The sequence below is a fragment of the [Clostridium] innocuum genome (genome assembly GCA_012317185.1).
In the GTDB taxonomy this organism is placed as follows: Bacteria; Bacillota_I; Bacilli_A; order Erysipelotrichales; family Erysipelotrichaceae; genus Clostridium_AQ; species Clostridium_AQ innocuum.
This window is the reverse complement of sequence record CP048838.1, coordinates 2,174,490-2,199,861: the sequence shown is the minus strand read 5'-3', so window position 1 is coordinate 2,199,861 and position 25,372 is coordinate 2,174,490. Positions and strand designations below refer to the sequence as shown.

Here is a 25,372-nt window from a genome sequence, read left to right as displayed (position 1 = left end):
AGAATTTCAATTGGAAAGGGATTCTTCTTTTTATTTTTTTACTTTGTTATTCTAATTGGGGAAAACACGTTGACATTTCCTTTAAAAAAGTGTTATATTATAGTGTATTCTTGTAACTATTTTCATAGTTTCATGAGCATCACCGGCGGGTGAATTTTTTTTGAAAGGGGCATAAACATGAACAACGAGAAATTATTTGATACTGTAGTAGCCCATGCGAAAAACAGTGGTTTTGTGTTTCAGGGATCTGAAATCTACGGCGGTTTGTCCAATACGTGGGATTTCGGTCCTTTGGGAGTCGAACTGAAGGAAAATATAAAAAAAGCCTGGTGGCGTAAATTCATTCAGGAATCTCCATATAATACAGGTATACAGTCTGCGATCCTGATGAATCCGGCAGTATGGGTTGCCAGCGGTCATGTCGGCGGATTCTCCGATCCATTGATGGACTGCAAGGAGTGTAAATCCAGATTTCGTGCCGATCAGCTGATTGAGGACGCTACAAACGGTGAGGTTAGCGTTGAGGGCTGGAGCAATGAAGCAATGATGGATTATATTGAAGAGCATCAGCTGAAATGTCCAAAATGCGGAGCGCATAATTTTACGGATATCCGTCAGTTTAATCTGATGTTTAAAACCTTTCAGGGTGTCGTAGAGGATGCGAAGAGTGCTATCTATCTGCGCCCGGAAACGGCACAGGGGATGTTTGTCAATTTTAAAAACGTACAGCGCTCCATGCGTAAGAAGCTGCCATTTGGTATCGGACAGATCGGTAAGAGCTTCCGTAATGAAATTACACCGGGAAACTTTATTTTCCGTACCAGAGAATTTGAACAGATGGAGCTGGAGTTCTTCTGTCAGCCGGGAACGGATATGGAATGGTACCAGTATTATAAGGATTACTGTATGAGCTTTTTGACGAATCTGGGTATTAACAGCGATCATCTGCGCTTTCGTGATCATACAGCAGAGGAGCTGGCTTTCTATTCAAAGGGTACCTGCGATATTGAGTATAATTTCCATTCCCAGATTGGTTGGGGTGAGCTGTGGGGAATTGCGGACCGAACCGATTATGATTTGAAGCAGCATCAGGAAGCAAGTAAGAAATCGCTGGAATATCTGGATCCTGCAACGAATGAAAAATATCTGGCTTATTGCGTAGAACCGGCCGTCGGTGTTGAACGACTGATGCTGGCATTTATGTGCGATGCCTATGATGAGGAAGAACTGGAAAACGATACCCGTATCGTCATGCATCTGCATCCGTTCCTAGCTCCGATCAAGGCCTGTGTCATGCCGCTTTCCAAAAAGCTGAGCGACAAGGCGATGGAGGTGTTCCAGCTGATTGCACCAGTGGGAAACTGCGATTATGATGAGGCGGGAAGCATCGGAAAACGATACCGTCGTCAGGATGCCGTTGGTACACCGTTCTGTATCACTGTGGATTTTGAAACAGAGAATGACAACTGCGTAACCGTACGCCACCGTGACAGCATGGAACAGGAGCGCGTGAGCCTGAAGGATCTAAGCGCGTATATCGAAGAGCGAATTAAGCTGTAAAACAGCGGGGAGTGATGTTCTTGGCACGCTTGAGTGAACAGGAAATCAGCCAGATTCGTGCAAAAGCTGATATCGTAGATGTGATTGGACGCTATGTGCCGCTGACAAGAAAGGGAAAGAGCTATAAATGCGTCTGCCCGTTTCATGACGATCATGATCCGTCAATGTCCATAGCTGCCGATAAACAGATTTACAAATGCTTTGTGTGCGGAGCAGGCGGTAATGTATTCACGTTTGTACAGAATTATGAAAAAATATCCTTTATCGAGGCGGTTTACAAGGTTGCCGAGTATGCCGGTGTGACTTTGGAGCATACTCTTGATGTCACCCCTCGGATAAAGGATCCGCACCTGCAGGCACTGCATAAGGCATGCCGGGAGGCTATGGAATTCACCCATTATCAGCTGGATACGCTGGATGCGAAAAACGTCAAGGAATATCTGATGAGACGCAATATTACGGAAGAAATTATCAAGCGCTTTGAAATCGGCTACAATCCGATGGATGACGCCCTGTATCGCTTCCTGCATGCCAAAAAGCATGCGGATGATGATCTTGTGTCCGCAGGTCTTGTACGTGTTACCTCCCTCGGAATGAAGGATGTGTTTTCGCATCGTATCATGATTCCCATTCATGATGAATTCGGAGAACCGGTCGGCTTTACAGCCCGGCGGGTTGCGGAAAATGAAGAAGCAAAGTATATCAACACTACGGAAACGGATATCTACAAAAAAGGAAATCTGATTTTCAACTATCATAGAGCCAAGCAGGAGGCCAGAAAAGCAAAAAAAGCCTATCTGGTGGAAGGCGCCATGGATGTGCTTGCACTGGAAAAGGTGGAGCTGCACAATGCAGTGGCTACGCTGGGAACGGCAATGACCAAGGAACAGCTGCGCCTTTTGCAGCTCCTGCATGTACCGATCGTCATCTGCTATGACGGAGATAAGGCCGGTCGCAACGCCACCTACAAATTCGGTAAAATGGCCAGAGAGGCACAGCTGCCCTTTGAAATTGTAGACAATAAGTACGGTCTGGATCCGGATGAAGTCATTGATGTATACGGGAAGGATGAGCTTCGCGCACTGCTTGATAAGACGATATCCTGGATTGATTTCCTCTTTGAATACCTGCTTGGGCGGTATAATCTGGACAACTACTCTCAGAAAAAGGAATTCGCGCAGGAAATGGCTTTGGAAATTCAGGCACTGCAGGATGATTTTGAGAAACAGAGCTATTTCATTCGTTTGCGGGAGCTGACTGAATTTGATATGCAGGTGGAGCAGCCCAAAGAGGAACGCAGGGCGATTCATCAGCCGCAGCCCCCGCGGCAGAGCTTTTTGACCTTTCCGAAAAGTGGAAGAAGTCATGCCGAGCATGAAATCCTCTCTCAGATGCTGAATGGAATTGCTGCAAGCAATCTGTTCAAGGAGGAGCTTGGATTTTTAAAGGATGATACCGGCAACAAGCTTGCGATGTACATCATTGATTATTATCGAACACACACCACCCTCGCTGTCGCTGAGCTGCTGGATGTGATTCGGGAGGAGGACGTGAAGGCACTTCTTCTGGAAATCGCAAACTGGGAGCTTGCCCGAGAGGATGTGGATATGGCTGTACTGCAGGAAGCAATCGCCAAGGAAAAATCCTGCTTTCTGGATGATAAGATACAGCTGTTGAATAAAAAAATACGATCTGTGAATGATCCCATGGAAAAGGCTAAGCTCGCCGTGGAGAAAAATCAGCTGATCAAAGAGCGTGAGGAATGGCGCAGCGCGGGAAGGAAGTAAGGATATGAAGAACACCAAGAAAAAAGCTGTTTTGCAGGAATACAAGACACTGGAAGATATCAAGCAGGAATTCCTGGACGAATACAAACAGAATGATGTCCTCTATCAGAAGGATGTTATGGATGCCGTGGAGCATCTGGCAATGACAGATACAGATTTTGATGATCTGTTTCAGTGGTTTTCCGACAATGATATTGAAGTAAAAAATGAAGACGATGATGTCGATCTGATGGATGATGACGCTTTGGTCGCAACCGAGGATGACGATGATATTGATTTTCTGGATGACGATACCGATGAAGAGGATACGCTTGCTGCCGATATCGAAAATCTGGAGCAGTCCTTTGCCAACTCTTCCCACACAAAAATCAATGATCCGGTAAAAATGTATTTAAAGGAAATCGGACGCGTTGAGCTTCTGGATCCGAAAGAGGAGCCGGAAATTGCGCGGCGCATTCAGGCAGGTGATGAAGAGGCAAAGAAAAAGCTGATTTCTGCCAACCTGCGTCTGGTTGTATCCATTGCGAAGAAATATGTTGGCCGCGGTATGCTGTTTCTGGATCTGATTCAGGAAGGAAACATGGGTCTGGTTAAGGCGGTTGAGAAATTCGATTATACCAAGGGCTTTAAGTTTTCAACCTACGCGACATGGTGGATTCGTCAGGCAATCACACGTGCCATCGCCGATCAGGCAAGAACGATTCGTATTCCGGTACATATGGTGGAAACAATCAACAAGCTGACACGTATTCAGCGTCAGCTGGTGCAGGATCTTGGAAGGGATCCCTCTGCAGAGGAAATCGCAGCAAAAATGGAAAACATCTCTCCGGAAAAGGTGCGTGAAATTCAGAAAATCGCACTGGAACCGGTATCTCTGGAAACACCGATCGGTGAGGAGGACGATTCTCATCTGGGTGATTTCATTGAGGACAAGGAAGCTCTGTCACCGGATGAATATGCCAACAATCAGCTGCTGAAGGATGAAATCAATACGGTGCTGCAGGGTCTGACCGAGCGTGAGGAAAAGGTATTGCGCCTGCGTTTCGGTTTATATGATGGCAGAACCCGTACACTGGAGGAGGTTGGAAAGGAATTCAACGTTACTCGTGAACGAATCCGTCAGATTGAGGCAAAGGCACTGCGTAAGCTGAAGCATCCTACACGCTCCAAGCGTCTAAAGGATTTCGTCGATAAGCCATAATGAAGCTGAGTACACGATTACATACGATTTTTGATATGGTACAGCCCTGTGGCGTTGCTGCGGATATTGGCTGTGATCACGGCTTGCTGCCTATCGCCCTTATACAGTCGGGAAAATGTGCACACGTGTATGCGTGTGATGTACGAAAGGGTCCGCTATCACGGGCACAGGAAGCCATCAGACAATACGGTCTGCAGAATTCCATCACCACAAAGCTGTGTGACGGTCTGCAGGGTCTGGAGGATGATGTGGAGGTTGTCGTTATTGCCGGTATGGGATATGACACCATTTGCAGGATTCTTATGAAAGGTGATAAGCAGCTGAAACATTATAAGCAGATAATTCTGCAATGCAATACACATGTCGAGGATATGCGCCGCTGGCTGCATCAAAACGGTTTTACAATCGATGCGGAGCAGCTCGTAAAGGATCATCACTATTATCAGATGCTCTCCGTACATAAGGAGCCATCTGATATGCGGGAAGACCAGTATCTATTCGGTGTGTATCTTGATCGGCATCCACTATTTAAAGAGTATTGGACGTATATTCTGGAAAAGCAGAAAATAATCATACAGCACACACAGCCGCATCATGACGGATATGCAGCTGCTGTTGAGAAAATCAAAACAATTGAAAAGAAGCTGAAGGAGCTGGACTAAATACCGGTTCCTTTTTTGGTACGTCTATAAGAGCTATAGGAATCGCAGGCTATACGCAGCAGGCATGAAAGCTGTTAGGAATAGGGATTGTTCGAATGCGGGAATTTCTGATATAATATTCACTGGAAAGAAGTGAGTACATGGAACTTTGGGATCTGTATGACGCACAGCGGCAGCCGATGAATAAGCTGCAGATGCGGGGCAAGCCAATACCGGAAGGCTATTATCATATCGTTGTCTTCATTTGGACATTCACCTATGACGGCAGACTGCTGTTAACAAAGCGGGATGCCTGCAAGCCCGGCGGTTTGCTTTGGGAGGTTACAGGCGGCTCTGTATTACATGGAGAAACCTCGCAGGAGGGGGCAAAACGGGAGCTGTATGAGGAGACCGGTATCTCCTGCAGAATGGAGCAGCTGCAAAAATTGCATACCAAGGTAAAGGGGCAGGGGATTTACGATCATTATCTGCTGCAGTATCCGGTAGAGCTGGATAAGCTGCAGCTGCAGGAAAAGGAGACCATCGATGCCATGCTGGTTGATCAATCCACATTCGAGGACATGATGCGGGTTCATATTCTGACACACCCGCTGCAGCTTTGGTACCATGAGCTGAAGGATACGCTTGCTGTTTACTTCCAAAAAAGCAGATAGCGGCAGGTCTGAAGGGGAAATCCTTACCTGTGTAATGTGAATGGTTAGGCTACTGCATATGCGTGCGACAATGGGAAGGCAGCTTTATAATCAAACAACAGGCACGGCTTTCCTGTATGTAAAACAAGAAGGAAAAAGGCAGACGTCCGCCATCGTCTACCTTTTTTCGTGCTAATTACTTTCCTATCCTGCTATGTATTATGACAATATTTCAGACAGTCTTATCTGCGGCTTACATTTCCCCGGCGCATAATCCTCCAGATATGCGATAACCTGTGCTGTCAGATACGTTGGCGTACTAGCTCCCGAGGTTACCGCCACACGTCCTGCATTGCATAGCTGCTCATCCTGAATATCATTGACATCATCAATCAGATATACCTGATTGATGCCCTGATCACGGGCGATCTGCGCGAGCCGGTTGGAGTTGTTGGAATACCTGTCACCAACCACATACAATACATCGATTTGCTTGTCCTTCAAATCGGCAACTGCCTGCTGGCGTATACGGGTTGCGTTGCAGATTTCCTCACAGAAGACAGCCTTCGGATACCGTTCACGTATTGCCTCAAACAGTGCTTCAATATCAAAAATAGACATGGTTGTCTGGTTGGTGACAAACACCTGTGCCAAAGGAGGCAGGGTATCCAGATCCTGTTGCGTACTGATCAGATGCACCTTCTCACTGAGCGATAAAACGGCCTCTGCCTCCGGATGACGCGGCTTTCCGATATACAGGACATCACAGCCGTTTTTCAGCTGCTCCATAACGATATCCTGTGTTTTGACCACATCCGGACAGCTTGCATCAACACATTGAAGTCCCTTCCGAAGTGCCTTTTCCTTTACTGCAGGGGAAATACCGTGTGCGGTAAAGATGACGATTCCTTCTTCAATTTCATCTAGCAGCTCCAGTCGGGTTTTATTTTTATCATCAACGGGATAAATATGCAATTCCTTCAGTGCCTGCATAACATAGGAGTTATGCACCAGCATACCCAGAACATAAATCGGGGTATCCGGATGCTCCTGTGCTGTTTTCTTTGCGATAAGAATGGCATTGATAACACCCTTGCAATATCCACGCGGTACGACCTTTATAACTTCCATGTACTTCACCTCAGATATCATTATACAGGAAAAGCCCGGCACATGCATAGAATTTTGCCGCAGATTATGCCATAATAAACGTATACGATATGCAAGGTAATAGAAAAAGAGCGCACGTATTACAGAAAAAAGAAATTGTTTTACAACTTTCAGATTTCCTGTATAATAAAGAAGCTGCTTATTTGTATAAGGAGGTATTTATGAGCAAATATACGGATTACAACTTTCGTGAGGCCACGAAAACATTTATAAACCTGGAAGGCTTCAAAGAGCCTACACCGATTCAGCAGGCGGTGATCCCGCTGGCATGCAAGGGAAGAAACATCATTGGTATTTCCGATACGGGTACCGGAAAAACACATTCCTTTCTGATTCCGATTATGGAGAGGGTGGACAGCAGTCTGTCTGTGATTCAGGCAGTTATAACGGCACCGACCAGAGAGCTTGCCTTACAGATTTATAATCGCTGTGAAAAAATGAGTGAAGCAGACCCGAAGCTTCGCATCCGTCTGATTACCGGCGGTATGGAAAAATCCAGAATGAACGAACAGCTGAAGGTACAGCCGCATATCGTCGTGGGAACACCGGGACGTATCAAGGACCTGTTTTTACAGGAACAGACCCTGCGTGTGGATACCGCTGATATCATGGTTGTCGATGAAGCGGATATGACACTGGAGTTTGGCTTTCTGGAGGATGTGGATGCCATTGCCGGAAAAATGAAAAAGAATTTACAGATGATGAGCTTTTCAGCAACGATTCCGGTTGCATTGCAGCAGTTTTTAAAGAAATATATGGATAATCCAAGTACGGTGCATATTCAGGAGCAGAGTGATTTTCATCCGAAAATCGAGCATGTGCTGATACCGTGTCAGGAAAAGAGCTATGAAGAAAAGCTGATGGAGCTGTTAGCGACCTTTACACCATATGTATGTCTGATTTTCGCTAACACGAGAACGCAGGCCGCAAGTGTTGCCGGGATGATGCGGGATGCCGGATACGGTATTATCGAGCTGCACGGGGATTTGACACCGCGAGAGCGAACAAAGGCGATGAAGGATTTGGTAAATATACAGAAGTCCTATGTGGTAGCGACGGATATCGCTGCGCGCGGTATTGATATTGAAGGGATTTCTCATGTGATTTCATTGGGATTTCCAAAGGAGCTGGATTACTATATTCATCGAAGCGGACGTACCGGACGTGCCGGTCGGGACGGTATCTGCTATGCCCTGTATAAAAAGCAGGATGATGCCATGATCCGCTCCCTGGAGGTTAAGGGAGTCGGCTTCAAGCATCGCAATCTGAAAAACGGCACCTGGAGTGAGCTGGAGCCGCTGCATCGCAAAAAGGTCAAAAAGGATGATCCGCTGGAAAAGGAAATTTCCAAAATCGTTTCCAAAAAGAAGAAAAAGGTGAAGCCGGGCTATAAGGTGAAACGGAAGCAGGAAGTGGAAAAGCTGAAGCGTAAGGCACGCCGCCAAATGATTCAGGAGGATATTCAGCGGCAGAAAAAGGAACGTGCAAAGCAAAGGGTCATGGAGAAACGGGGTGGACAGGAATGAAGCTGGGCTGTCATGTTTCCATGTCTGCGCCGGATTATGTGCTGGGATCGGTAAAAGAAGCGATCAACTATGGCGCCAATGCGTTTATGCTGTATACCGGTGCACCGCAGAATACACGACGCAAAGCAATGCACGAACTGAAAATAGAGGAAGCACACAGCCTGATGAAGGAGCATGGGATTGACGAAGGCAGTATGATTGTGCATGCTCCCTATATCATCAATCTGGCAAACTGTGTACGGGAAGAGACCTTTGCGCTGGGCGTGGAGTTTTTACAAAAGGAAATAGCTCGCGTACAGGCGCTGCATGCAACGGTTCTGGTGCTGCATCCCGGAAGTCATGTGAAGGCCGGAGAAGAAGAAGGTCTCAAGAAAATCGTTGAGGGTCTGGATCTGGCAATGCAGGATGTACAGGATGTTCAGATTTCCATTGAAACAATGGCCGGCAAGGGCAGTGAAATCGGTTATAGCTTTGCGCATATCCGTTATCTGATGGATCATGCAAAATACGGTGATCGTCTGCGTGTCTGTCTGGATACCTGTCATATTCATGATGCCGGCTATGATCTGTCCGACTTTGACAAGGTGCTGGATGAATTTGACGCTGTTATCGGTCTGGAACGTCTGGCCTGTATGCATATCAATGATTCCAAAAATGTACAGGGAGCACGTAAGGACCGGCATGCGAATATCGGCTTTGGCGAAATTGGTTTTGAAAAGCTGAATGCCATTGTACATAATGAACGTGTAAAGGATGTTGTAAAGATCTTGGAAACACCGTATGTTGAGAATCATCCGCCATACCGTCAGGAAATCGCCATGCTGAGAAGCGGTGTGTTTGATGAACAGATTATGGAGAAAATCAAGGGAGACATCTGATATGGAAATATGTGAACTGGATATTGCCGCATATCGTGGCAAAGCCATAAAGGTTCAATACACGACATCATATGTTTATGAAGCAGTCGTCAGTCAGGACGCAGCTTGCTTTGGCGTAATGTTTCAGCGCACGGCTTTACCAAAACCGCTGTCCTGCGGCTTTGATGATGTTTGGGGCAGTGAATGGCTAAAGCAGCCGGAGCTGTATGGCGTATGTGTGGATGGACAGATTGCCGGTCTTTTAGAAATCTGCATGGAGAATTGGACGCAGAGATTGCGGATCACCAATCTGTTTATAGAGCCAGCCTATCGGGGAAGAGGCTGCGCTACCCGTTTGCTGGAGCATGCCAGACAGCTGGCAATGCAGCGTGATATCCGCTGCGTTCTGCTGGAAACGCAATCCTGTAATGATCCTGCCATACAATGCTACCTGCGCAGCGGCTTCGTGTTTCTGGGCTGTGATTTGAGTGTTGCAAGCAATCAGGATATACAAAGAAAAAATGTCCGCATTGAAATGGGCTGTTATCTGTAATTGATTGGCCGTTCAAGAATGCAAAGGAATAGGACAAACCCCAATAGCAAAGGTACATCTTTTCAATACACTTTCAGGCTACATTCCTTTCAAATACACATATCATAAAAGGAACTGTAATTCGGACTAAAGTAAAAGTAGGCTATGATAAAGAGGGGAAATAGAAGGTTATAAAATAAAAATCAGTCAACATATCAGAATTTCTTATAAATCCAGACGTGAAGACTGATTTTTTATTCATGAAAGCGCAGAAAGACCCCTGTTTTTTTGTGTCGTTTTTTTTAGCCATCCATCTTTTTGTCTAACAATCTACATGTACGCTCATCACACTCCCTGTACAACTTCATCACTTCTTTCATCTGTAATACTGCATAATATTGAGGTACTACCAAAGTACAGCCAATTTCTGACATTTTGAAACACTGCTTCTCTGGCTCTATGTATCTCATCAGGCAGTGATTTCTGTATTTTGCACCTTTGGGTGTCTCTTTGAACAGTTCACACAATGCATATGCTATGATACAGCAGATCATTTCTAACAGGATTCCCTCATATCTTGTCGTTGTGAAAGCATTCAGTTTCCAGAATTCTTTCAACTGGCGATAATCCTCCTCGCATCCCCATCTCGTCTGGTAATTTTGAATGATTTCTCTTGCAGTAAGTCTGCTGTCTGTACACAGTATGACTGCATAAGCGTAATGTTTGTCTTTTGATACCATCATATCATCGGTTTCAGTTTTCTTATCTTTTTTCACATCAATCCGTATAACTGCTGCATTGATCTTCATTTCTTTGCTGAATCCATGTTCCCTGGCTGCTTCTCCCTGATAAAATGGTGCTAGATCTTTGACAAGTTGGATCTTCTGATGCCTCCTTTTGGGATTCGGATGTACATTCCAGTTATTTTCTTTTACAGCTATAGCTACAGCCTCCTTATAGATTTCCATATTCTTTTTTGCTGGCACAGTAACAGATACTCCCTTTTCGTTCATTGCTCTGAGCAGGAAATGGTCAAGGAAACCTCTGTCCACATTCAGATTATCTCCTGGTTTCAGCCATGCGTTGCTGATCAGTGCCTCTTTTGAGAGAATAAGGTCATGTGTTTTTAGTGAGCCAAAGGTGATAAGACATGGATAACCACAGTCATGTGGAAGCTGCCCACGCAGAATGCCAAGTTTATATCCTCTGATTTTCTCACCTTTCTTGCCAGTTATGACGGTTGAATTTTCATATCTGTCATTCTTGAGGCAGACAGGGATCTCAGAGCAGTCATAACTGAAATTATGCATATTTCTGAATGTAGTATTGTTGAAAAGGCGGATGAGAAAATCATTTGTATGGTCAACGAAGGAATCTTTACTATATTTTTTAGAAAACATTCTGACGTTTTTTTCGTTGAAAAGCCCTTCTTTACCGGTACGGACAGCAAAATTAAGACATTCCAGCAGAAAGGGATTTGTAGTGGCAAGAGGAAAAGAAGCCATGGATTGAAAATTTTTGAGTCTGGCAATCGTGCCAAGAGTGAGAAAAACACTAGGAGGCATAGCATCATGATGAGCATTATGATTAGGAAAGGAATCATCAAAAGCAGATATAAATTTATGCTGCTTTTCAGCGTTTACAGCGATTTCATCGGCCAACTGGGGAACATATGGAAGAAGATCAATGATTTTTCCATCTTTCAGAAGCTGGAGTGCTTTCTCTTTATCTTTTTTCACTAGCATATACATCACCACCTCTTCACTTATACTATACCTCTATCTTCGTTTTTACTAAATACTATTTTGTCCGAATCACAGATAAAAGGAAGTTTCTCTTTGCGAAGGGAAATGAAATTGTTGTATTATATGTTTTAGGATGCATAAAAAAGAATTCAGTGTTACCGTTATGATTGGTAGCAGTGAATTCTTTTACTTTCTAAGCAAGGGGTGTATAGATTGATATTGCCATGAACTGATGCCGTGGGTTTATATCAGCTGTGTTCTTTTTCAAATGCCAGAATCTCTTCCTTCAGCCGTGCCACCATCTGTTCCTGCGGCAGCTTTTCAATAATCTCTCCCTTTTTGATGAGCAAGCCCTCGTTGCAGCCGCCGGCAATCGCGATATCCGCATGCTTCGCCTCTCCTGGTCCATTTACTGCACAGCCCATAATCGCCACATTTACATCACAGTTTATGGTCTGCAGAAAGGCTTCCATTTCATTTACAACCGGCTGCATATCCCACGCTGTTCTGCCACAGGTCGGGCAGGCAATCAAATTCGGCGTGTTTTTCAATAAACCGCAGCATTTTAACAGCTGCTTGACGATTGTTATTTCATTCACCGGATCCCCGTTGACACTGATGCGAATCGTATCACCGATACCCTCATTTAATAATGTTCCCAGTGCCATGCTGCTTTTGATTGCACTGCCGATGAAGGTGCCCGCTTCCGTTACACCCAGATGCAGCGGATAGGGGAAGGCTGTGGATGCCATGCGGTAGGCATCGATACAAAGCAGTGGATCACTGGATTTAAAAGACAGGCAGATGTCATGGAAGTCCAGCTCCTCCAGAATCTGCACATGGCGCTGTGCGCTTTCCATCATGCCCTCAGCGGTAGGTCTGCCATACTTTTCATGAATGTCCTTTTCCAGAGAACCGCTGTTAATGCCGATGCGAATCGGTATATGGTATTCCTTACATACCGCCACAACCGCCTTCACATTTTCTTTGCTGCCGATATTTCCCGGATTCAGACGTATCTTATCAATGCCGGCCTTTACCGCAGCGATGGCCAGTCGATAGTCATAATGAATATCCGCAACAAGCGGGATATGTGTACGCTTCCTGATTTCAGTGATGGCAGCTGCATCCGCTTCATCTATAATCGCCATGCGCACCAGCTCACAGCCAACCTGTTCCAGCTGTAAAATCTGTGCCATTGTGGCCTCTATGTCACTTGTTCGTGTATTGCACATGGACTGAATAACTACTTTATTCTGTCCGCCGATCGTTATATCTCGTACCTGAATACTTCTTGTTTCCGTTCTTTTCATGTCGTTTCACCTCATGTCTTCATTATAGCAGAAGTCGCTTGCGAAAAGCAATCCGCTGCCCCATTACGAAAATCTTACAAATTTTCAAATGTATGGAATCACTATTTTGTTTATGGTATACTAATGGGCAGGAGGTGTGCGCATGATACGAAATCCTTTTCGAGATCTTGATCAAAAAAAATTAAGCAGAAGCTCTGATGTTCTGAAGACGCAGAACGATTATTTTAAAATCGTAAACAGGCGCATCTTTATTTTCGGTATTATCATTTGTCTGATTTTTGCCGTTGTTTCTGTACGGCTGGTTTTCCTGCAGATAAGAAATCAGGAGGACTATGCAGCGAAGCTGGAAAATTACTCATCGCAAAAGCAGACGGACAGTACGGCGCGCGGGGAGATGGTGGATCGAAACGGAAAGGTCATTGCAAAGACCGTTTCCTCTCATAATATTGTCTACTTTCCTCCCAAGGATACAACAAGTGAGGAACAATGGGAGCTGGCACAAACCTTTGCCAAGGATTTTAAGGTAGATCACAAGGGTATGACAAATTCGGATTATCAGGATTTGTATATGTTTTTACATAAGGATGAAAAAGGAAATAAGGACTCCGGGAAGAACCTGTTGTCTGAACAGGAGAAGGAAACACTGACAGCAGAGGAACAGGAAAAGAAAATCAGAAGCCGGATCACGATGAAAATGGTGGATGAGCTGGCGGATGATGATATAAAGGATGCTTTTTCAGTTTACCTGTCTATGCGCAAGCTGCCCAACAATCAGAATAAGGTGATTCTGGAGGATGTGGACAGTGATAGTGTCGCAAAGCTGATGGAAAATAAAGACAAATACCGGGGCTTTGATGTGAATCTAGGCTCCTGGAAGCGGGAATATCCATATAAGGATACGCTGCGTGATGTGCTGGGAAGTATTACGACCTCCAAGCAGGGTGTACCCTCCGAGCTGCGCTCCTATTACGAAGCGATGGGGTATTCGCTGACGGATCGTGTCGGGCAAAGCGGTCTGGAAAAGCAGTATGAGGATTTACTGAGCGGCACACCGAGAGTCAGTGAGATATCGTATGATTCCGATGGTACAGCCATTATGAATGAAACAAGCAGCGGCAAGAATGGTTATGATTTGCATCTTACCATCGATGTGGAGCTGCAGAAGAAGGTTGATGACATTCTGGAGGATACATTAAAGAAGTATGCAGGCACAGCAGGTCGTGAAAAATTCAAGAAAGCGATCGTTGTCCTCATGAATCCTCAGACCGGTGAAATTTATGCGATGAGCGGTAAATATTTGGATGAGGATGGGAAAATTCAGAACTATTCCAGTGGTGCGTATTTGGATGCCTTTGCGTCCGGTTCCGTTGTGAAGGGCGCTACGGTGTATATGATGCTGGATCAGGGAATTCAGACACGCTACAGTACCGAGCAGGATGAACAAATGAAAATAGCGGGAACTCCATTTAAGCAATCGTTCAACACATATGGTACGGTGAATTCGATTCGTGCATTAGCGGTATCCAGTAACGTTTATATGTTTAAGTCTGTTATAAAATTAGCTGGCGGTAATTATGTATATAATCAGCCACTGGGCATCACAAATGAAATGGCGCAGAAAACCTTCAAGCTGATGCGGAATTATTATTCTATGTTTGGTCTTGGTACAAAAACAGGATTGGATGTCCCAAATGAAGCACAAGGCTTTACAGGGAATACTATGAATCCTGGATTATTACTAGATTATTCCATCGGGCAGTATGATAACTATACGCCGATTCAGCTTGTGCAGTATGCGGCAACCATCGCCAATGGCGGTAAAAAGGTACAGCCGAAGCTGGTTAATACGGCAACGGAAGTAAATACAGATTATACAGTATATGAAAATAAAACACAGGTGTTGTCAGCTTTGCCGGGAAGCAAGGAGGATTTGGAAACGATCCAGATGGGCTTTCGCGAGGTGGTTGCAGGAGAGCATGCAATCGACCCTATCAAGGCATTGGATGTACAGGTAGCTGCAAAAACCGGTACTGCCGAGGTAGGAGATTATACCAACGCTTCTCTTGTCGGCTATGCGCCATATGATAAGGAAGCCAAGGTGGCATTTGCCTGTTCCGTACCGGAATCTGCAACAAATGATCAAAGCGTTGCCGGAAACCTGTGCGCCTACAATATCATGCCGGAAGTTTTAAAAGAGTTTTTCAAAAAGTATTAGCTTTTTTGTAAAGAGTATGATATAATTTTCAAGCAAGTACGAGGAGGGACAACATGAGAGATAGAATCACGTTCAAATGTTCAGAATGTGGCGAAGAAAACTACATCGGGACACGTAATAAACGTAAAAATCCAGAACGTATGCAAATTCAGAAATATTGCCCACGTTGTAACAAGAAAACTTTACATAAGGAGAAAAAATAAGAAGGGCCGACTACGGTCTTTTTTATTCGGTGACTGACATGAAAAAGATGGATACTTTTGTTTTGGGTATGGTGCAGGTAAATACCTACCTGTTGTGGGAAGAGAATCATGTACTGATTGTTGATCCCGGAAGCAAATCTCACAAGCTGCAGGAAACGATTGATTCACAAAATGGTGTTGTGGATGCGATTGTGCTGACACATGGACACTTTGATCATATTGCCGGTGTGGATGCGCTTGTTAAGAAATATCACTGTCCTGTTTATATCAATGAGCTGGATATGGCGATGCTGCAGGACCCGATGCTGAACTTCTCCTATCAGGCTCCTGTTGTTGTGAACAGTCCGGTAACAAAGCTGAAGCCGGGTAAAAACAGCATCGGTGCCTTTACGCTTCAGGCAATCGACGCCCCCGGACACAGTGAGGGAAGTACCATGCTGCTGTGGGATGATAATCTGATCTGTGGAGATGTCATCTTTCAGGGGAGCATCGGACGTACGGACTTACCGACCGGCAGCAATACCAAAATGATGCAGACGCTTCGGATGATACGGGAAACACTGCCTTCAAAGCTGAAGGTGTACCCGGGGCACGGACCGGATACGACGCTGGATATGGAATTTCGCTATAACCCATATCTGCAGTTCTGATTATGACAATCATTACGGCGACGCAGTCTCATATACGGGAAATTCTGAGGCTGTATGAGGTTCTATATGCAGACATGGCAAGACTGCAGCCCTTCAGCTATTGTCGGGGTATGCAGGATGAGGAGTTTTTAAAAACGATGATCCGGCTGGAGGATTGCGACATCCTGCTGGCTGTGGAAAATTCCTGTATTTTCGGTTTGGCACTGGTGATGAAGCAGCTGACACCGGCGGATTCCTTTGTGATTCCGCATGCATATGCCACGCTGATGGATCTGGTGGTCAGCCGGGAAGCCAGAGGTCTTGGTATCGGTAACCGCCTGCTGCTTGAGGTGGAGCACTGGGCCAGAGAACGGCATCTGGAATATGTGGAGCTAAACGTATTGCAGGAAAACCGGAGTGCTCAGAGGCTTTATGAAAAGCATGGCTATATGACGGCGGTTAAAACCATGAAAAAGAATTTAAAATGATACATTTTTAAGAAAACGGGATAATTCTCGTTTTTTTTTACCTTTTTTCAGAATAATTTAGGAGTTTTGCCATTTTGAAACGTATAGAAGTATGTAAATAGAAAGAAGGTGAGAGTATGAAGGAAAAATTTGAACAGCTGCTGCACATGGTGGAACGCAAGCGGGCTACCGATGTACACTTCACATTGATGCAGCACAGGCTGCATGTACAGGTACGCGGATGGAATGGTCTGGAAACTGTTCAGAACGCTGCATTTGATGAGGGCTTGTTCTGTTATCTGAAGTACATCAGTAATCTGGATTTAGGAAACACTCTGCAGCCGCAAAGCGGAAATTTTCAGTATGAGTTTCGTCAGGAGCTTCTGTATTTTCGCTTCTCCCTGCTGCCGACGCTTGAAAAACAGACAGCGGTACTGCGCGTGCTGAACAACCACAAAGAAATATCACTGGAAGATCTGAGCTTAGACAGCAAGCAGACAGCCAGCTTTCTGAACTGGACGAAAACAAGAAGCGGACTCATCGTATTGAGCGGTCCCACCGGCAGCGGGAAAACGACAACCCTGCACGCGATATTGAAGCGGATTGCTCAAGAGAACAGACTGCATGTCGTATCGCTGGAGGACCCTATTGAAATCTTTGATGACAGCTATTTGCAGCTGCAGATCAATGAGGCAGGCGGCTTTACCTATGATGAAGGAATCAAGGAGCTTTTGCGTCATGATCCGGATGTCATCATGATTGGAGAAATACGTGATCCATCCACGGCACGTATGCTGCTTCGATGCGCATTAAGCGGACATCTGATATTTACAACGATTCATGCCAAATGCTGCAGTGAGGCAATCAAGCGTCTGCTTGAATTCGGCTTGCGCAGGGAGGAACTGTATCATACACTGAGTGCTGTTTGTGCACAGCGTCTGTACAAGAAAAAGGGAACGCAGGAAAGGGTGTGTATATATGAAATACTGGAACAAAATGAGCTGGATGCTTACTTCCGTGAGGAACAGCTGCCTCAGCAGCATCGTGATATTTTTCAGGAGATTCAGCTTGCTGTTTCAAAAGGAATTGTTGCACAGGAGGAAGCCGTCATCGACCTTCCATATGCGTAATGAGGAATGGCGCTATCTGCATGATCTGCTGCAGAACGGCTATCCCTATCTGGAGGCTTTACAGCTGCTGGACAAGGATACCACAAGAATCAGAGAAGAACTGGAGCTGGGACACAGCATCGAGGAAATTTTGATAACACAGGGAACAGGGCGCTTTTTTGAGCATCTTTCCTTCTTCCTGAAAATCACCTCCCTGAGCCGGGCTATCGACAGCTCCCTGCAGCTGTATAACTTTGAACGGAATCTGCTATCCCGTCTTTTAAAGAAAACGGCTTATCCGGTTTCTATCTTTGTGTTTGCCTATGTGATGCTGCTGGTATTCAGCACTGCCATCATTCCGCAAATGCTGCAAAGCTTTGATCAGGGGGAGGACTTTCAAGGGCTGCTGCTCGGTGTGAGTCTTCTGCAGGGAGGCTGCAGGTTAATTGGTGTTTGTGCACTGTGTTTACTGGCTGGTGCATTGTATCTGAGAAATAAGCCTGCCATACGGAATGCATTGGTTTTAAGAAGCACGCGCCTGTGCAAGCTGGTATCCCATGTGGAATCCTATCTGTTCGCCGGCTACATGGTTGAACTGCTGAAGCAGGGTATACCGACACGAACCGCCCTGCAGTATCTGGAGCAAATTCGAAAAGGCTCCCTGTTTTGTGAATTACATAAGCATTTGATGAACGGCCTGCAAAATGGTGAGGATATCCTCTGTGTGATTGAGCGTGAGGTGCTGCTGAACGATATCTTCAAGCAGTCGTTTCGCATTGGCAGCTCTACCGGTTCTTTGTGCAGTATGCTGCAGACAGGGCTGCAGCAGCAGGAACGTACATGGGAGCGGCTGCTGAAGCGTACGGCAGTCACCGTGCAGTGCATTGCATACAGCTTTGTGGGTGTTGTGGTTTTGCTTGTATACCAGATTATGCTGATCCCGCTTACAATGCTGGAACAGATGTAGAAATTGGAAAGGAATTGAACTTATGAAAAATAACAAAGGCTTTACCATTCTGGAAATGATGATCGTATTATCCATTATCGCACTCGTATTTCTGCTGACGCTGCCCAACATTCAGCAGAAGGAAAAAATCATACGCAGCAAGGGCTGTGAGGCACTAATTGAGGTTGCCAATGCACAGATTCTTTTGTATGAGGTGGAGAATCTGAGTCCGCCGAAAAGTATGTCCGATTTAATCAGTAAGGGATATTTAAAGGATACACAGCGCCGATGCCCGAATGGAGACACCATTGAAATCAGCAATGGACAGGCCGCCGTGCGATAGCGGGTTCACCCTGGTGGAAATGCTGCTTGTTTTGCTTCTGCTCTCTGTGCTACTGCTTGTGACACCGCTGCTGAAGCGGCAGCAGCGCATCCTGCTGCGTATGGATGTGCAGCAGATACGTGAAATCTGTACGAAGGCTCAGGCACAGGCGATAAGAGAACACAAAAGCATCCCTATAAAGATTCAGGGCAGTAAGGTATATTGTAATCGTGAGATCTATTCTTTGCAGTCGTCCACCAGCTGTTCGTCCATGAGCTTTCACTATACCGCACAGGGAACGATTTCAAAGGCCTTCACGCTGAACTGCCGCAGTGCCTCCTCCACTGTTCAGCTTGTGGCACAGCTGGGAAGCGGACGCATGGATGTTCGATAAGCGTGGCGTCGTTTTGATGGAGGCATTGTTTCTTTTGATGATTCTGGGCATTCTGGCACTGCTCTGCCTGCAGTGTGCGGGAATGACACATACGATGCATGATACAGGAAAGGGGTATGACAATGATGCAGTGGAAGAAGCCTATCAGAAATAACGGCGGCTTCACCCTGGTGGAAATGCTGGTAGCCTTCAGCTGTGTTGCAGTCAGCTGTGTTTTGCTGATGCCGGTGGTATCCGTATTGCAAAGGCTGCAGGAGCCTGTCTACTACAGTGAAGACCGCATCGCCATGTATCAGCTTCGCTTCCTGCTTGCACAAAGCAGCAGGCTGTCTTTACAGGAGAACACCCTTTCCTTCATTTATCAAAAAAAGAAGCAGACACTGGAATATGACCGCAGGCGTCTGGTGCGCAGAAGCGGCTATGAAATTTTTCTGCAGGATGTGGATGCGCTGCAGTTTCAAAAGAGAAAGGAATGCTATTATGTCACATGGGTTCGGAAAGAAAAGCGTGAAGAAGCACTGCTTACGTGTGAATGAACAGGGCTTTATCAGTCTGTATGCCATGCTGCTGCTATTGATTTTCCTCTGCTTTGTCACCCTGCTTGTACAGCGCGCTGCAGCCTATGCAGCCGTACGTGGATTACAGGAGTCCTATGACCTGTTTGCAATTCACAGCTGCCGCAGGTATCTGCAGGAGACTCTAAAGCCGGATGCTGATGCGGAAGCTGATATGAAAGAAAGAAAAGGTGAAGAGAGCGAGACAGGAGAGGAACCGCAGAAGGAAGAGCAGCCGAAGGAATGGGAGGTGCTGTTTCGAAACACATACTTTCATTTCACAAAAGAGGAGGAGCATATCGCTGTGACCTATACGCAAAAAAGCAATACCGTGCATATGCAGATATTCTTTGATCGTACAGATGGTACCATACAGGACGTTGTATATTTACAGCAGTGAGAACCACACTAACAAGGAGGTGGTTTACATGCTGACGATCGGGTTGAGCACACTGTTGTTTCTGGCATTTGCAGGACTTGGAAATCTGCTGCTGATTATGAATGAAACAGCCTATATGCTGGTTCCGCTGTATGCTGTGCTGCTGCTGTTTGGCAGGCTGTTTTATCGCGAGGCAAACTGTAAGGCGCTGGAAGGAAAGGACTTTTTGCTGACGCTGGTGATCGTCCTGCTGTTTCTTGGCTATTTTGAATGGCGGCAGGAGCTGTTTGATGTTACAACCTTCTGGTATTTGTATCTTACAACATTTATAGCCTTTATGCTGTATGCGGACAGTATCCGTTTTAAAAGTCTGATGTGAAAAATCAGACTTTTTTCATAAAAAATTTGACAAATGCGTCAAATCCTATAAAATAGAATAGGACATAAGAAAATATAAAGGAAAGGTGAATGTATTATGATCAGTTCCAATGATTTAAAACCTGGTATGACAATTCAGCAGGATGGAGAAATCTTCGTTGTGCTGGAACAGAGTCAGAATAAAACAGCTCGTTCCGCAATGGTGGTAAAGGCGAAAGTCAGAAACCTGAGAACGGGATCAAATGTAGAATTATCATGGGGCGGTGGAGATAAAATCACACCTGCACACATTGAAAAGAAAGAGATGCAGTATTTGTACGATACAGATGATGCACTGGTGTTCATGGATAATGAAACCTATGAGCAGATTGAGATTCCTAAGGATCGTCTGAAATGGGAAATGAACTTCATGAAGCCGAATGACAACGTTAATATTTCCATGTTTGAAAGTGAAATTCTCGGTGTGATTCTGCCGGATAAGGTGGCACTGCAGATCGTGGAATGCGAGCCTGCTGTCAAGGGTGATACAGCTACTTCCGCAAGCAAGAATGCCACATTGGAATCCGGACTGGAAATCAAGGTGCCGCTGTTCATCAATCAGGATGAAATGGTGCTGGTAAACACGTCTGATGGAAAATATTCCGGAAGAGCAAAAGACTAAAAAGCTGCCCATGCAGCTTTTCTTTTGCAAATCGTTTTCAAAAAGTATGATTTCTTAAGGAATATACGTATCCAAGAACCTTTATTTTTGTTATAATGATTGTTAGATTGGGAGGTAATCGGATGGAAAAGCTATCAAGAGTAAAAAAATATGCGGAATTGAGAAAATCCATTGAAACTGATAATAATATAGATAAAACTCTGCACACAGAGGAAAACGGTGCGCTGGAGCAGGAGGAAACCCTAAAGAAATTCGATTCATCTATCTTCAAAAAGGTGGATATCAAAGAGGATGGGGAATATACTCCGGTTCGGGAAAAGAAAGAGGAGCCGCTGGAGCAGCCGCCGGTAGATGATACCTTTACCAATGAATATCTGGATGATTTCATTAAGGAAGTAAGAGAATATAATATTCGCAAGGGTACCAGAGAGAGCGATAACACACAGGCTGATATTCTGTATCAGCTGAATGCGGCAAACCGTGCAAAAAGATCCCATTACATACAGGAAATACAGGATGAACCGCAGCCGGAGGAGCCAAAGAAAACCGTGTTGAGCCGGGATGATATCGCCCTGCAGGTACAAAATCTGTTAAAGGAGGAGGAAGCCCCCTTGCCGGAATCGGATATGCGCTTTACAAAGGAGCCTGTAGAAACTCCAGCTTATCGTGCAGAAGCTGAAGCTGTCGAATATGAGGAGCCGGTGTTGGAGGAAGCCCCTGTTGTGGAATCCTTTCAGCCACAGCCAGCAGCTGTGGAAGCTGTCGAGGAATATGCTCCGCAGCCGGAGCAGCGTCCGCAGCGTCCTGCTAAAAAAATCATTCAGCCAGCTATGATGGAGGATGCTTTTAAGGATGAAGATGAGATACCTGTGGAAAAGGATGCGCCGCAGCAGGCGGTGCTGCATAAAAAGCTGCTGGAGGAAACACAGCAGCTGCGTGTACAGATGGATGAATATGAGGATGAGCTGACCGACCTTTCCGACGGTGTGGAGAAGACCAATAAGCTGTTGAATTTTGTATTGTGCTTTCTGATACTGGTATTGCTGGTGATCATCGGCTTTATCGCTTATTCTTTATGGAAGGCTGGAGGAATTTAAAGATGAAAATAAATATCGCTATCGACGGGCCGAGTGCGGCAGGTAAAAGCACCATTGCCAAAATACTGGCAAAGGAGCTGGGCTATTCACATCTGGATACCGGAGCGATGTATCGCTGTACGGCGCTTGCTTCTAAAAAGCGCGGTATCGATCCAAACGATGAAGCTGCTCTGGCAGCCATGCTGGATGAAATGAAGATCAGCTTTGATCCGGCAGGAAATGTCTATCTCAATAACGAGGATGTATCCAAGCAGATTCGCGAAAATGAAATATCCATGCTTACCAGCAGCATTTCTGCACATCCTAAGGTAAGAGAGCGTCTGGTGGCGTTGCAGCAGCAGATGGCACGAGATAAGGGGTTCATTATGGATGGACGCGACATCGGTACGGTTGTTTTACCGGATGCAGAGCTGAAAATCTACATGGTTGCCAGTGTCAAGGCAAGGGCAGATCGCAGATATAAGGAATATCTGGAAAAGCATGTGGAAGCGGATTATGATGAAATCTACCGTGATATCGAACAGCGGGATTATCAGGACATGAACCGTAAAACCTCGCCGCTGCGTAAGGCGGAGGATGCAATCGAAATAGATACGTCAAATATGACGATTACAGAGGTTGTTGAAGAAATACGCAGGAATATTCCTACCCTTTCATGATAGGAGGTGCATTCAGCGCAAGCTGAAGTCAACATATGATAAATGGAATTGTAGCCATCGTTGGTCGTCCGAATGTCGGTAAATCAACGATTTTTAACCGAATTATCGGTGAACGTAAAAGTATTGTGGAGGATACACCGGGAGTAACCCGGGATCGTATCTATGGAAAAGCGGAATGGCTGACCAGAGAATTCCGGGTAATTGATACCGGAGGTATTCAGCTTGCAAATCAGGATTTTCAGACGGAAATCAATATGCAGGTGGAAATCGCTATTGATGAGGCAGACTGCATTGTATTTGTCGTAAGCGGCAAGGATGGTCTGACCCATGATGATGAATATGTCGCAAGACTGCTGCATAAAACAAAAAAGCCGGTCATTCTGGCCGTCAACAAGGTGGATGATTTTGCACAGAATGATGCAATCTATGAATTCTACAGTCTGGGGCTCGGGGATCCGCTGGCAGTATCCGGTGCGCATGGTATCGGTATCGGTGATGTACTGGATGCAGTTATCCACGCTTTACCGGAAAAAGAGAAAAACGAATATGACGGCATGACGAAATTCTGTGTTATCGGTCGTCCAAACGTGGGGAAAAGCTCCCTTGTCAATTCGATTTTAAACCAGGAGCGTGTCATTGTTTCCAATATCGAGGGCACTACCAGAGATGCCATAGATACACCATTCAAACGGGAAGGCAAGGAATATGTTGTCATTGACACAGCCGGAATCCGAAAGCGCGGCAAGGTCTATGAGAATATTGAAAAATATTCTGTTTTGCGTGCCATGAGTGCCATTGAACGAAGTGATGTCGTACTTGTAGTCATCGATGGAGAAAAAGGTATCCGGGATCAGGACAAGCACGTTGCCGGATATGCCCATGAGGCAGGTAAGGGTGTTGTTATCGTATACAATAAATGGGATGCCGTAGAGAAGGATGAGCAGACCATGCATACCATTGAAAAGGAGATCCGTGCACAGTTTCTGTATTTATCCTATGCACCGATCCTGTTTGTATCCGCATTGAAAAAGCAGCGGATTCACACGATTCTGCCGGTCATTGACGAGGTTCATGATTATTCCGTACTGCGGATTCAGACCAATGTATTGAATGAGGTCATTATGGATGCGCAGCTGATGACGCCGCCGCCAACGCACAAGGGACAGCGTCTGAAGATTTACTATGCATCTCAGGTATCCGTGGCTCCACCGACCTTTGTGCTGTTTGTCAATGATCCGGAGCTGCTGCATTTCAGCTATAAGCGATATCTGGAAAACAGACTGCGGGAGGCGTTCGGATTTACCGGAACCACACTAAGAATATTAGCCAGAGAAAGAAACAGGTGATCATGTTGAAGACAGTTGTGATCGGAAGCGGAAGCTGGGGGACAGCACTTGCACAGGTGCTTGTTGACAACGCAAGAGAGGTTGTATTATGGGGAAAGAATCCCAAGGAAATAGACGATATCAATCTGCGGCATCAAAATACCCGGTTTTTCCCGGATGTGACACTGCATGAAAGCCTGAAGGCAACATGCGACCTCAACGTTGTTCGCGATGCGGATCTTCTTGTGTTATCCGTTCCGACCATCGCTGTGGAAGAGCTGTGTATAAAAATCGGAGCGCTTGTTGAAAAGCCGGTAATTGTCGTAAATACCTCCAAGGGATTTCATCCGCAGACAAATGAGCGCATGTCCAATGTCATTCGTCGCTTTATGCCGAAGGATAAACTGAAAAGCGTCGTATCGTTGATCGGCCCCAGCCATGCAGAGGAGGTTGTCCTGCGCATGCTGACAACGATTTGTGCCGTATCCTTATGTGAAGAGGATGCCTGTTCCGTACAGGAGCTGTTCTCGAACGAATATCTGCGTGTTTACCGCGGAGATGACGAGGTTGGAAGTGAAATCGGCGTTGCATTGAAAAATGCCATCGCAGTTGCCAGCGGTGTGCTGAGTGGTGTTGGCTATGGTGATAATACCAAGGCTGCCCTGATTACGCGTGGACTTGCGGAAATGATCCGCTATGGCGTCGCTCTGGGTGGCAGAGCCGAAACCTTTATGGGACTGACCGGTATCGGTGATCTGATTGTTACGTGTACCAGTGTACATTCCCGGAATTTTCAGGCAGGCTATGAAATCGGAACGCATAACAGCGCCCGCTATTTCTGGGAGAACAACACCAAGACCGTAGAGGGTGTACGTACTGCCAAGGTTGTTTATGAGGTAGCAAAGCAGAAGCAGATCGATATGCCGATTGTGGAAGAAATTTACCGGGTTTTGTATGAGGACAAGAAACCACAGCAGTCCGCAAGGGATTTGATGCTGCGTGATTTGAAGCATGAAATGAAATAATGATGCTGAAACAGCGTCATTTTT

28 protein-coding genes are annotated in these 25,372 nt (G+C 45.6%); 25 read left to right on the top strand and 3 right to left on the bottom strand.

The genetic code is table 11. The annotated features are described in order from the left end of the window. Positions 1–177: 177 nt before the first annotated feature. From G4D54_10575 to G4D54_10555, 5 genes are all read left to right on the top strand, one after another. Positions 178–1,560: a glycine--tRNA ligase gene (locus G4D54_10575; protein ID QJA02855.1), complete on the top strand. Its 1,383-nt coding sequence runs from the start codon at positions 178–180 to the stop codon at positions 1,558–1,560. A gap of 20 nt (positions 1,561–1,580) precedes the next feature. Further along, positions 1,581–3,347 (top strand): DNA primase, encoded by a 1,767-nt coding sequence (gene dnaG / locus G4D54_10570; protein QJA02854.1) that lies wholly within the window; start codon positions 1,581–1,583, stop codon positions 3,345–3,347. 4 nt (positions 3,348–3,351) lie between these two features. Continuing rightward, a complete protein-coding gene (gene rpoD, locus G4D54_10565; GenBank protein QJA02853.1) occupies positions 3,352–4,548 on the top strand; it encodes an RNA polymerase sigma factor RpoD in 1,197 nt (398 codons plus the stop codon). Continuing rightward, entirely contained in the window at positions 4,548–5,210 is a 663-nt protein-coding gene (locus G4D54_10560) for an SAM-dependent methyltransferase (protein QJA02852.1), read from the top strand. Before rpoD ends, G4D54_10560 begins: the two co-directional genes overlap by 1 nt. Before the next feature lie 140 nt (positions 5,211–5,350). Continuing rightward, positions 5,351–5,863, top strand: coding sequence for an NUDIX domain-containing protein (locus tag G4D54_10555; protein QJA02851.1), 513 nt, complete (start codon positions 5,351–5,353; stop codon positions 5,861–5,863). A gap of 198 nt (positions 5,864–6,061) precedes the next feature. On the opposite strand, the gene ispH is transcribed toward G4D54_10555, so the two are convergent. After that, positions 6,062–6,973: a 4-hydroxy-3-methylbut-2-enyl diphosphate reductase gene (gene ispH, locus G4D54_10550; GenBank protein QJA02850.1), complete on the bottom strand. Its 912-nt coding sequence runs from the start codon at positions 6,971–6,973 to the stop codon at positions 6,062–6,064. Between the two features lie 200 nt (positions 6,974–7,173). Here ispH and G4D54_10545 point away from each other — a divergent pair, with 200 nt between their 5' ends. The 3 genes from G4D54_10545 to G4D54_10535 are packed head-to-tail and all read left to right on the top strand — an operon-like array spanning position 7,174 to position 9,948. Beyond that, positions 7,174–8,538 (top strand): DEAD/DEAH box helicase, encoded by a 1,365-nt coding sequence (locus G4D54_10545; protein QJA02849.1) that lies wholly within the window; start codon positions 7,174–7,176, stop codon positions 8,536–8,538. Next, positions 8,535–9,416 (top strand): deoxyribonuclease IV, encoded by an 882-nt coding sequence (locus G4D54_10540; protein QJA02848.1) that lies wholly within the window; start codon positions 8,535–8,537, stop codon positions 9,414–9,416. Before G4D54_10545 ends, G4D54_10540 begins: the two co-directional genes overlap by 4 nt. A 1-nt stretch (position 9,417) precedes the next feature. Beyond that, positions 9,418–9,948, top strand: coding sequence for a GNAT family N-acetyltransferase (locus G4D54_10535; GenBank protein ID QJA02847.1), 531 nt, complete (start codon positions 9,418–9,420; stop codon positions 9,946–9,948). Between the two features lie 281 nt (positions 9,949–10,229). On the opposite strand, the gene G4D54_10530 is transcribed toward G4D54_10535, so the two are convergent. After that, positions 10,230–11,672, bottom strand: coding sequence for a transposase (locus G4D54_10530; protein QJA02846.1), 1,443 nt, complete (start codon positions 11,670–11,672; stop codon positions 10,230–10,232). Between the two features lie 248 nt (positions 11,673–11,920). Next, positions 11,921–12,985 carry a flavodoxin-dependent (E)-4-hydroxy-3-methylbut-2-enyl-diphosphate synthase gene (gene ispG / locus G4D54_10525; GenBank protein QJA02845.1) on the bottom strand — a complete coding sequence of 355 codons (1,065 nt, stop codon included), beginning with the start codon at positions 12,983–12,985 and terminating at the stop codon, positions 11,921–11,923. Between the two features lie 142 nt (positions 12,986–13,127). On the opposite strand from ispG, the gene G4D54_10520 reads away from it, so the two are divergent. From G4D54_10520 to G4D54_10440, 17 genes are all read left to right on the top strand, one after another. Further along, positions 13,128–15,200 carry a penicillin-binding protein 2 gene (locus G4D54_10520; protein QJA02844.1) on the top strand — a complete coding sequence of 691 codons (2,073 nt, stop codon included), beginning with the start codon at positions 13,128–13,130 and terminating at the stop codon, positions 15,198–15,200. Between the two features lie 53 nt (positions 15,201–15,253). After that, a complete protein-coding gene (rpmG, locus tag G4D54_10515; GenBank protein QJA02843.1) occupies positions 15,254–15,403 on the top strand; it encodes a 50S ribosomal protein L33 in 150 nt (49 codons plus the stop codon). A gap of 38 nt (positions 15,404–15,441) precedes the next feature. Then, positions 15,442–16,053 carry an MBL fold metallo-hydrolase gene (locus tag G4D54_10510; protein QJA02842.1) on the top strand — a complete coding sequence of 204 codons (612 nt, stop codon included), beginning with the start codon at positions 15,442–15,444 and terminating at the stop codon, positions 16,051–16,053. A gap of 2 nt (positions 16,054–16,055) precedes the next feature. Further along, on the top strand, positions 16,056–16,520 hold the full coding sequence (locus tag G4D54_10505; protein ID QJA02841.1) for a GNAT family N-acetyltransferase: 465 nt from the start codon (positions 16,056–16,058) through the stop codon (positions 16,518–16,520). A 116-nt stretch (positions 16,521–16,636) separates the two neighbouring features. Further along, on the top strand, positions 16,637–17,629 hold the full coding sequence (gene tadA / locus G4D54_10500) for a Flp pilus assembly complex ATPase component TadA (GenBank protein QJA02840.1): 993 nt from the start codon (positions 16,637–16,639) through the stop codon (positions 17,627–17,629). After that, on the top strand, positions 17,622–18,575 hold the full coding sequence (locus tag G4D54_10495; GenBank protein QJA05186.1) for a type II secretion protein F: 954 nt from the start codon (positions 17,622–17,624) through the stop codon (positions 18,573–18,575). The genes tadA and G4D54_10495 overlap by 8 nt, the downstream gene beginning before the upstream one ends. Positions 18,576–18,597: 22 nt before the next feature. Beyond that, complete coding sequence (locus G4D54_10490) at positions 18,598–18,897, top strand: prepilin-type N-terminal cleavage/methylation domain-containing protein (GenBank protein QJA02839.1); 300 nt, start codon at positions 18,598–18,600, stop codon at positions 18,895–18,897. Then, a complete protein-coding gene (locus tag G4D54_10485) occupies positions 18,863–19,270 on the top strand; it encodes a prepilin-type N-terminal cleavage/methylation domain-containing protein (protein ID QJA02838.1) in 408 nt (135 codons plus the stop codon). Before G4D54_10490 ends, G4D54_10485 begins: the two co-directional genes overlap by 35 nt. Beyond that, positions 19,260–19,424, top strand: coding sequence for a hypothetical protein (locus G4D54_10480; GenBank protein QJA02837.1), 165 nt, complete (start codon positions 19,260–19,262; stop codon positions 19,422–19,424). Before G4D54_10485 ends, G4D54_10480 begins: the two co-directional genes overlap by 11 nt. After that, positions 19,387–19,806 carry a type II secretion system protein gene (locus G4D54_10475; GenBank protein QJA02836.1) on the top strand — a complete coding sequence of 140 codons (420 nt, stop codon included), beginning with the start codon at positions 19,387–19,389 and terminating at the stop codon, positions 19,804–19,806. The genes G4D54_10480 and G4D54_10475 overlap by 38 nt, the downstream gene beginning before the upstream one ends. After that, on the top strand, positions 19,751–20,224 hold the full coding sequence (locus tag G4D54_10470) for a hypothetical protein (protein ID QJA02835.1): 474 nt from the start codon (positions 19,751–19,753) through the stop codon (positions 20,222–20,224). Before G4D54_10475 ends, G4D54_10470 begins: the two co-directional genes overlap by 56 nt. A 28-nt stretch (positions 20,225–20,252) precedes the next feature. Then, on the top strand, positions 20,253–20,582 hold the full coding sequence (locus G4D54_10465; protein ID QJA02834.1) for a hypothetical protein: 330 nt from the start codon (positions 20,253–20,255) through the stop codon (positions 20,580–20,582). Positions 20,583–20,678: 96 nt separating this feature from the next. Beyond that, complete coding sequence (gene efp, locus G4D54_10460; protein ID QJA02833.1) at positions 20,679–21,242, top strand: elongation factor P; 564 nt, start codon at positions 20,679–20,681, stop codon at positions 21,240–21,242. Positions 21,243–21,364: 122 nt separating this feature from the next. Next, positions 21,365–22,339, top strand: a complete 975-nt coding sequence (locus G4D54_10455) for a hypothetical protein (protein ID QJA02832.1) — start codon at positions 21,365–21,367, stop codon at positions 22,337–22,339. Between the two features lie 2 nt (positions 22,340–22,341). After that, on the top strand, positions 22,342–22,998 hold the full coding sequence (locus G4D54_10450) for a (d)CMP kinase (GenBank protein ID QJA02831.1): 657 nt from the start codon (positions 22,342–22,344) through the stop codon (positions 22,996–22,998). 35 nt (positions 22,999–23,033) lie between these two features. After that, the gene (locus tag G4D54_10445; protein QJA02830.1) at positions 23,034–24,344 is read left to right on the top strand and encodes a ribosome biogenesis GTPase Der; all 1,311 of its coding nucleotides are present in this window, start codon (positions 23,034–23,036) and stop codon (positions 24,342–24,344) included. A gap of 2 nt (positions 24,345–24,346) precedes the next feature. Next, on the top strand, positions 24,347–25,348 hold the full coding sequence (locus G4D54_10440) for an NAD(P)H-dependent glycerol-3-phosphate dehydrogenase (GenBank protein QJA02829.1): 1,002 nt from the start codon (positions 24,347–24,349) through the stop codon (positions 25,346–25,348). Positions 25,349–25,372: the final 24 nt, after the last annotated feature.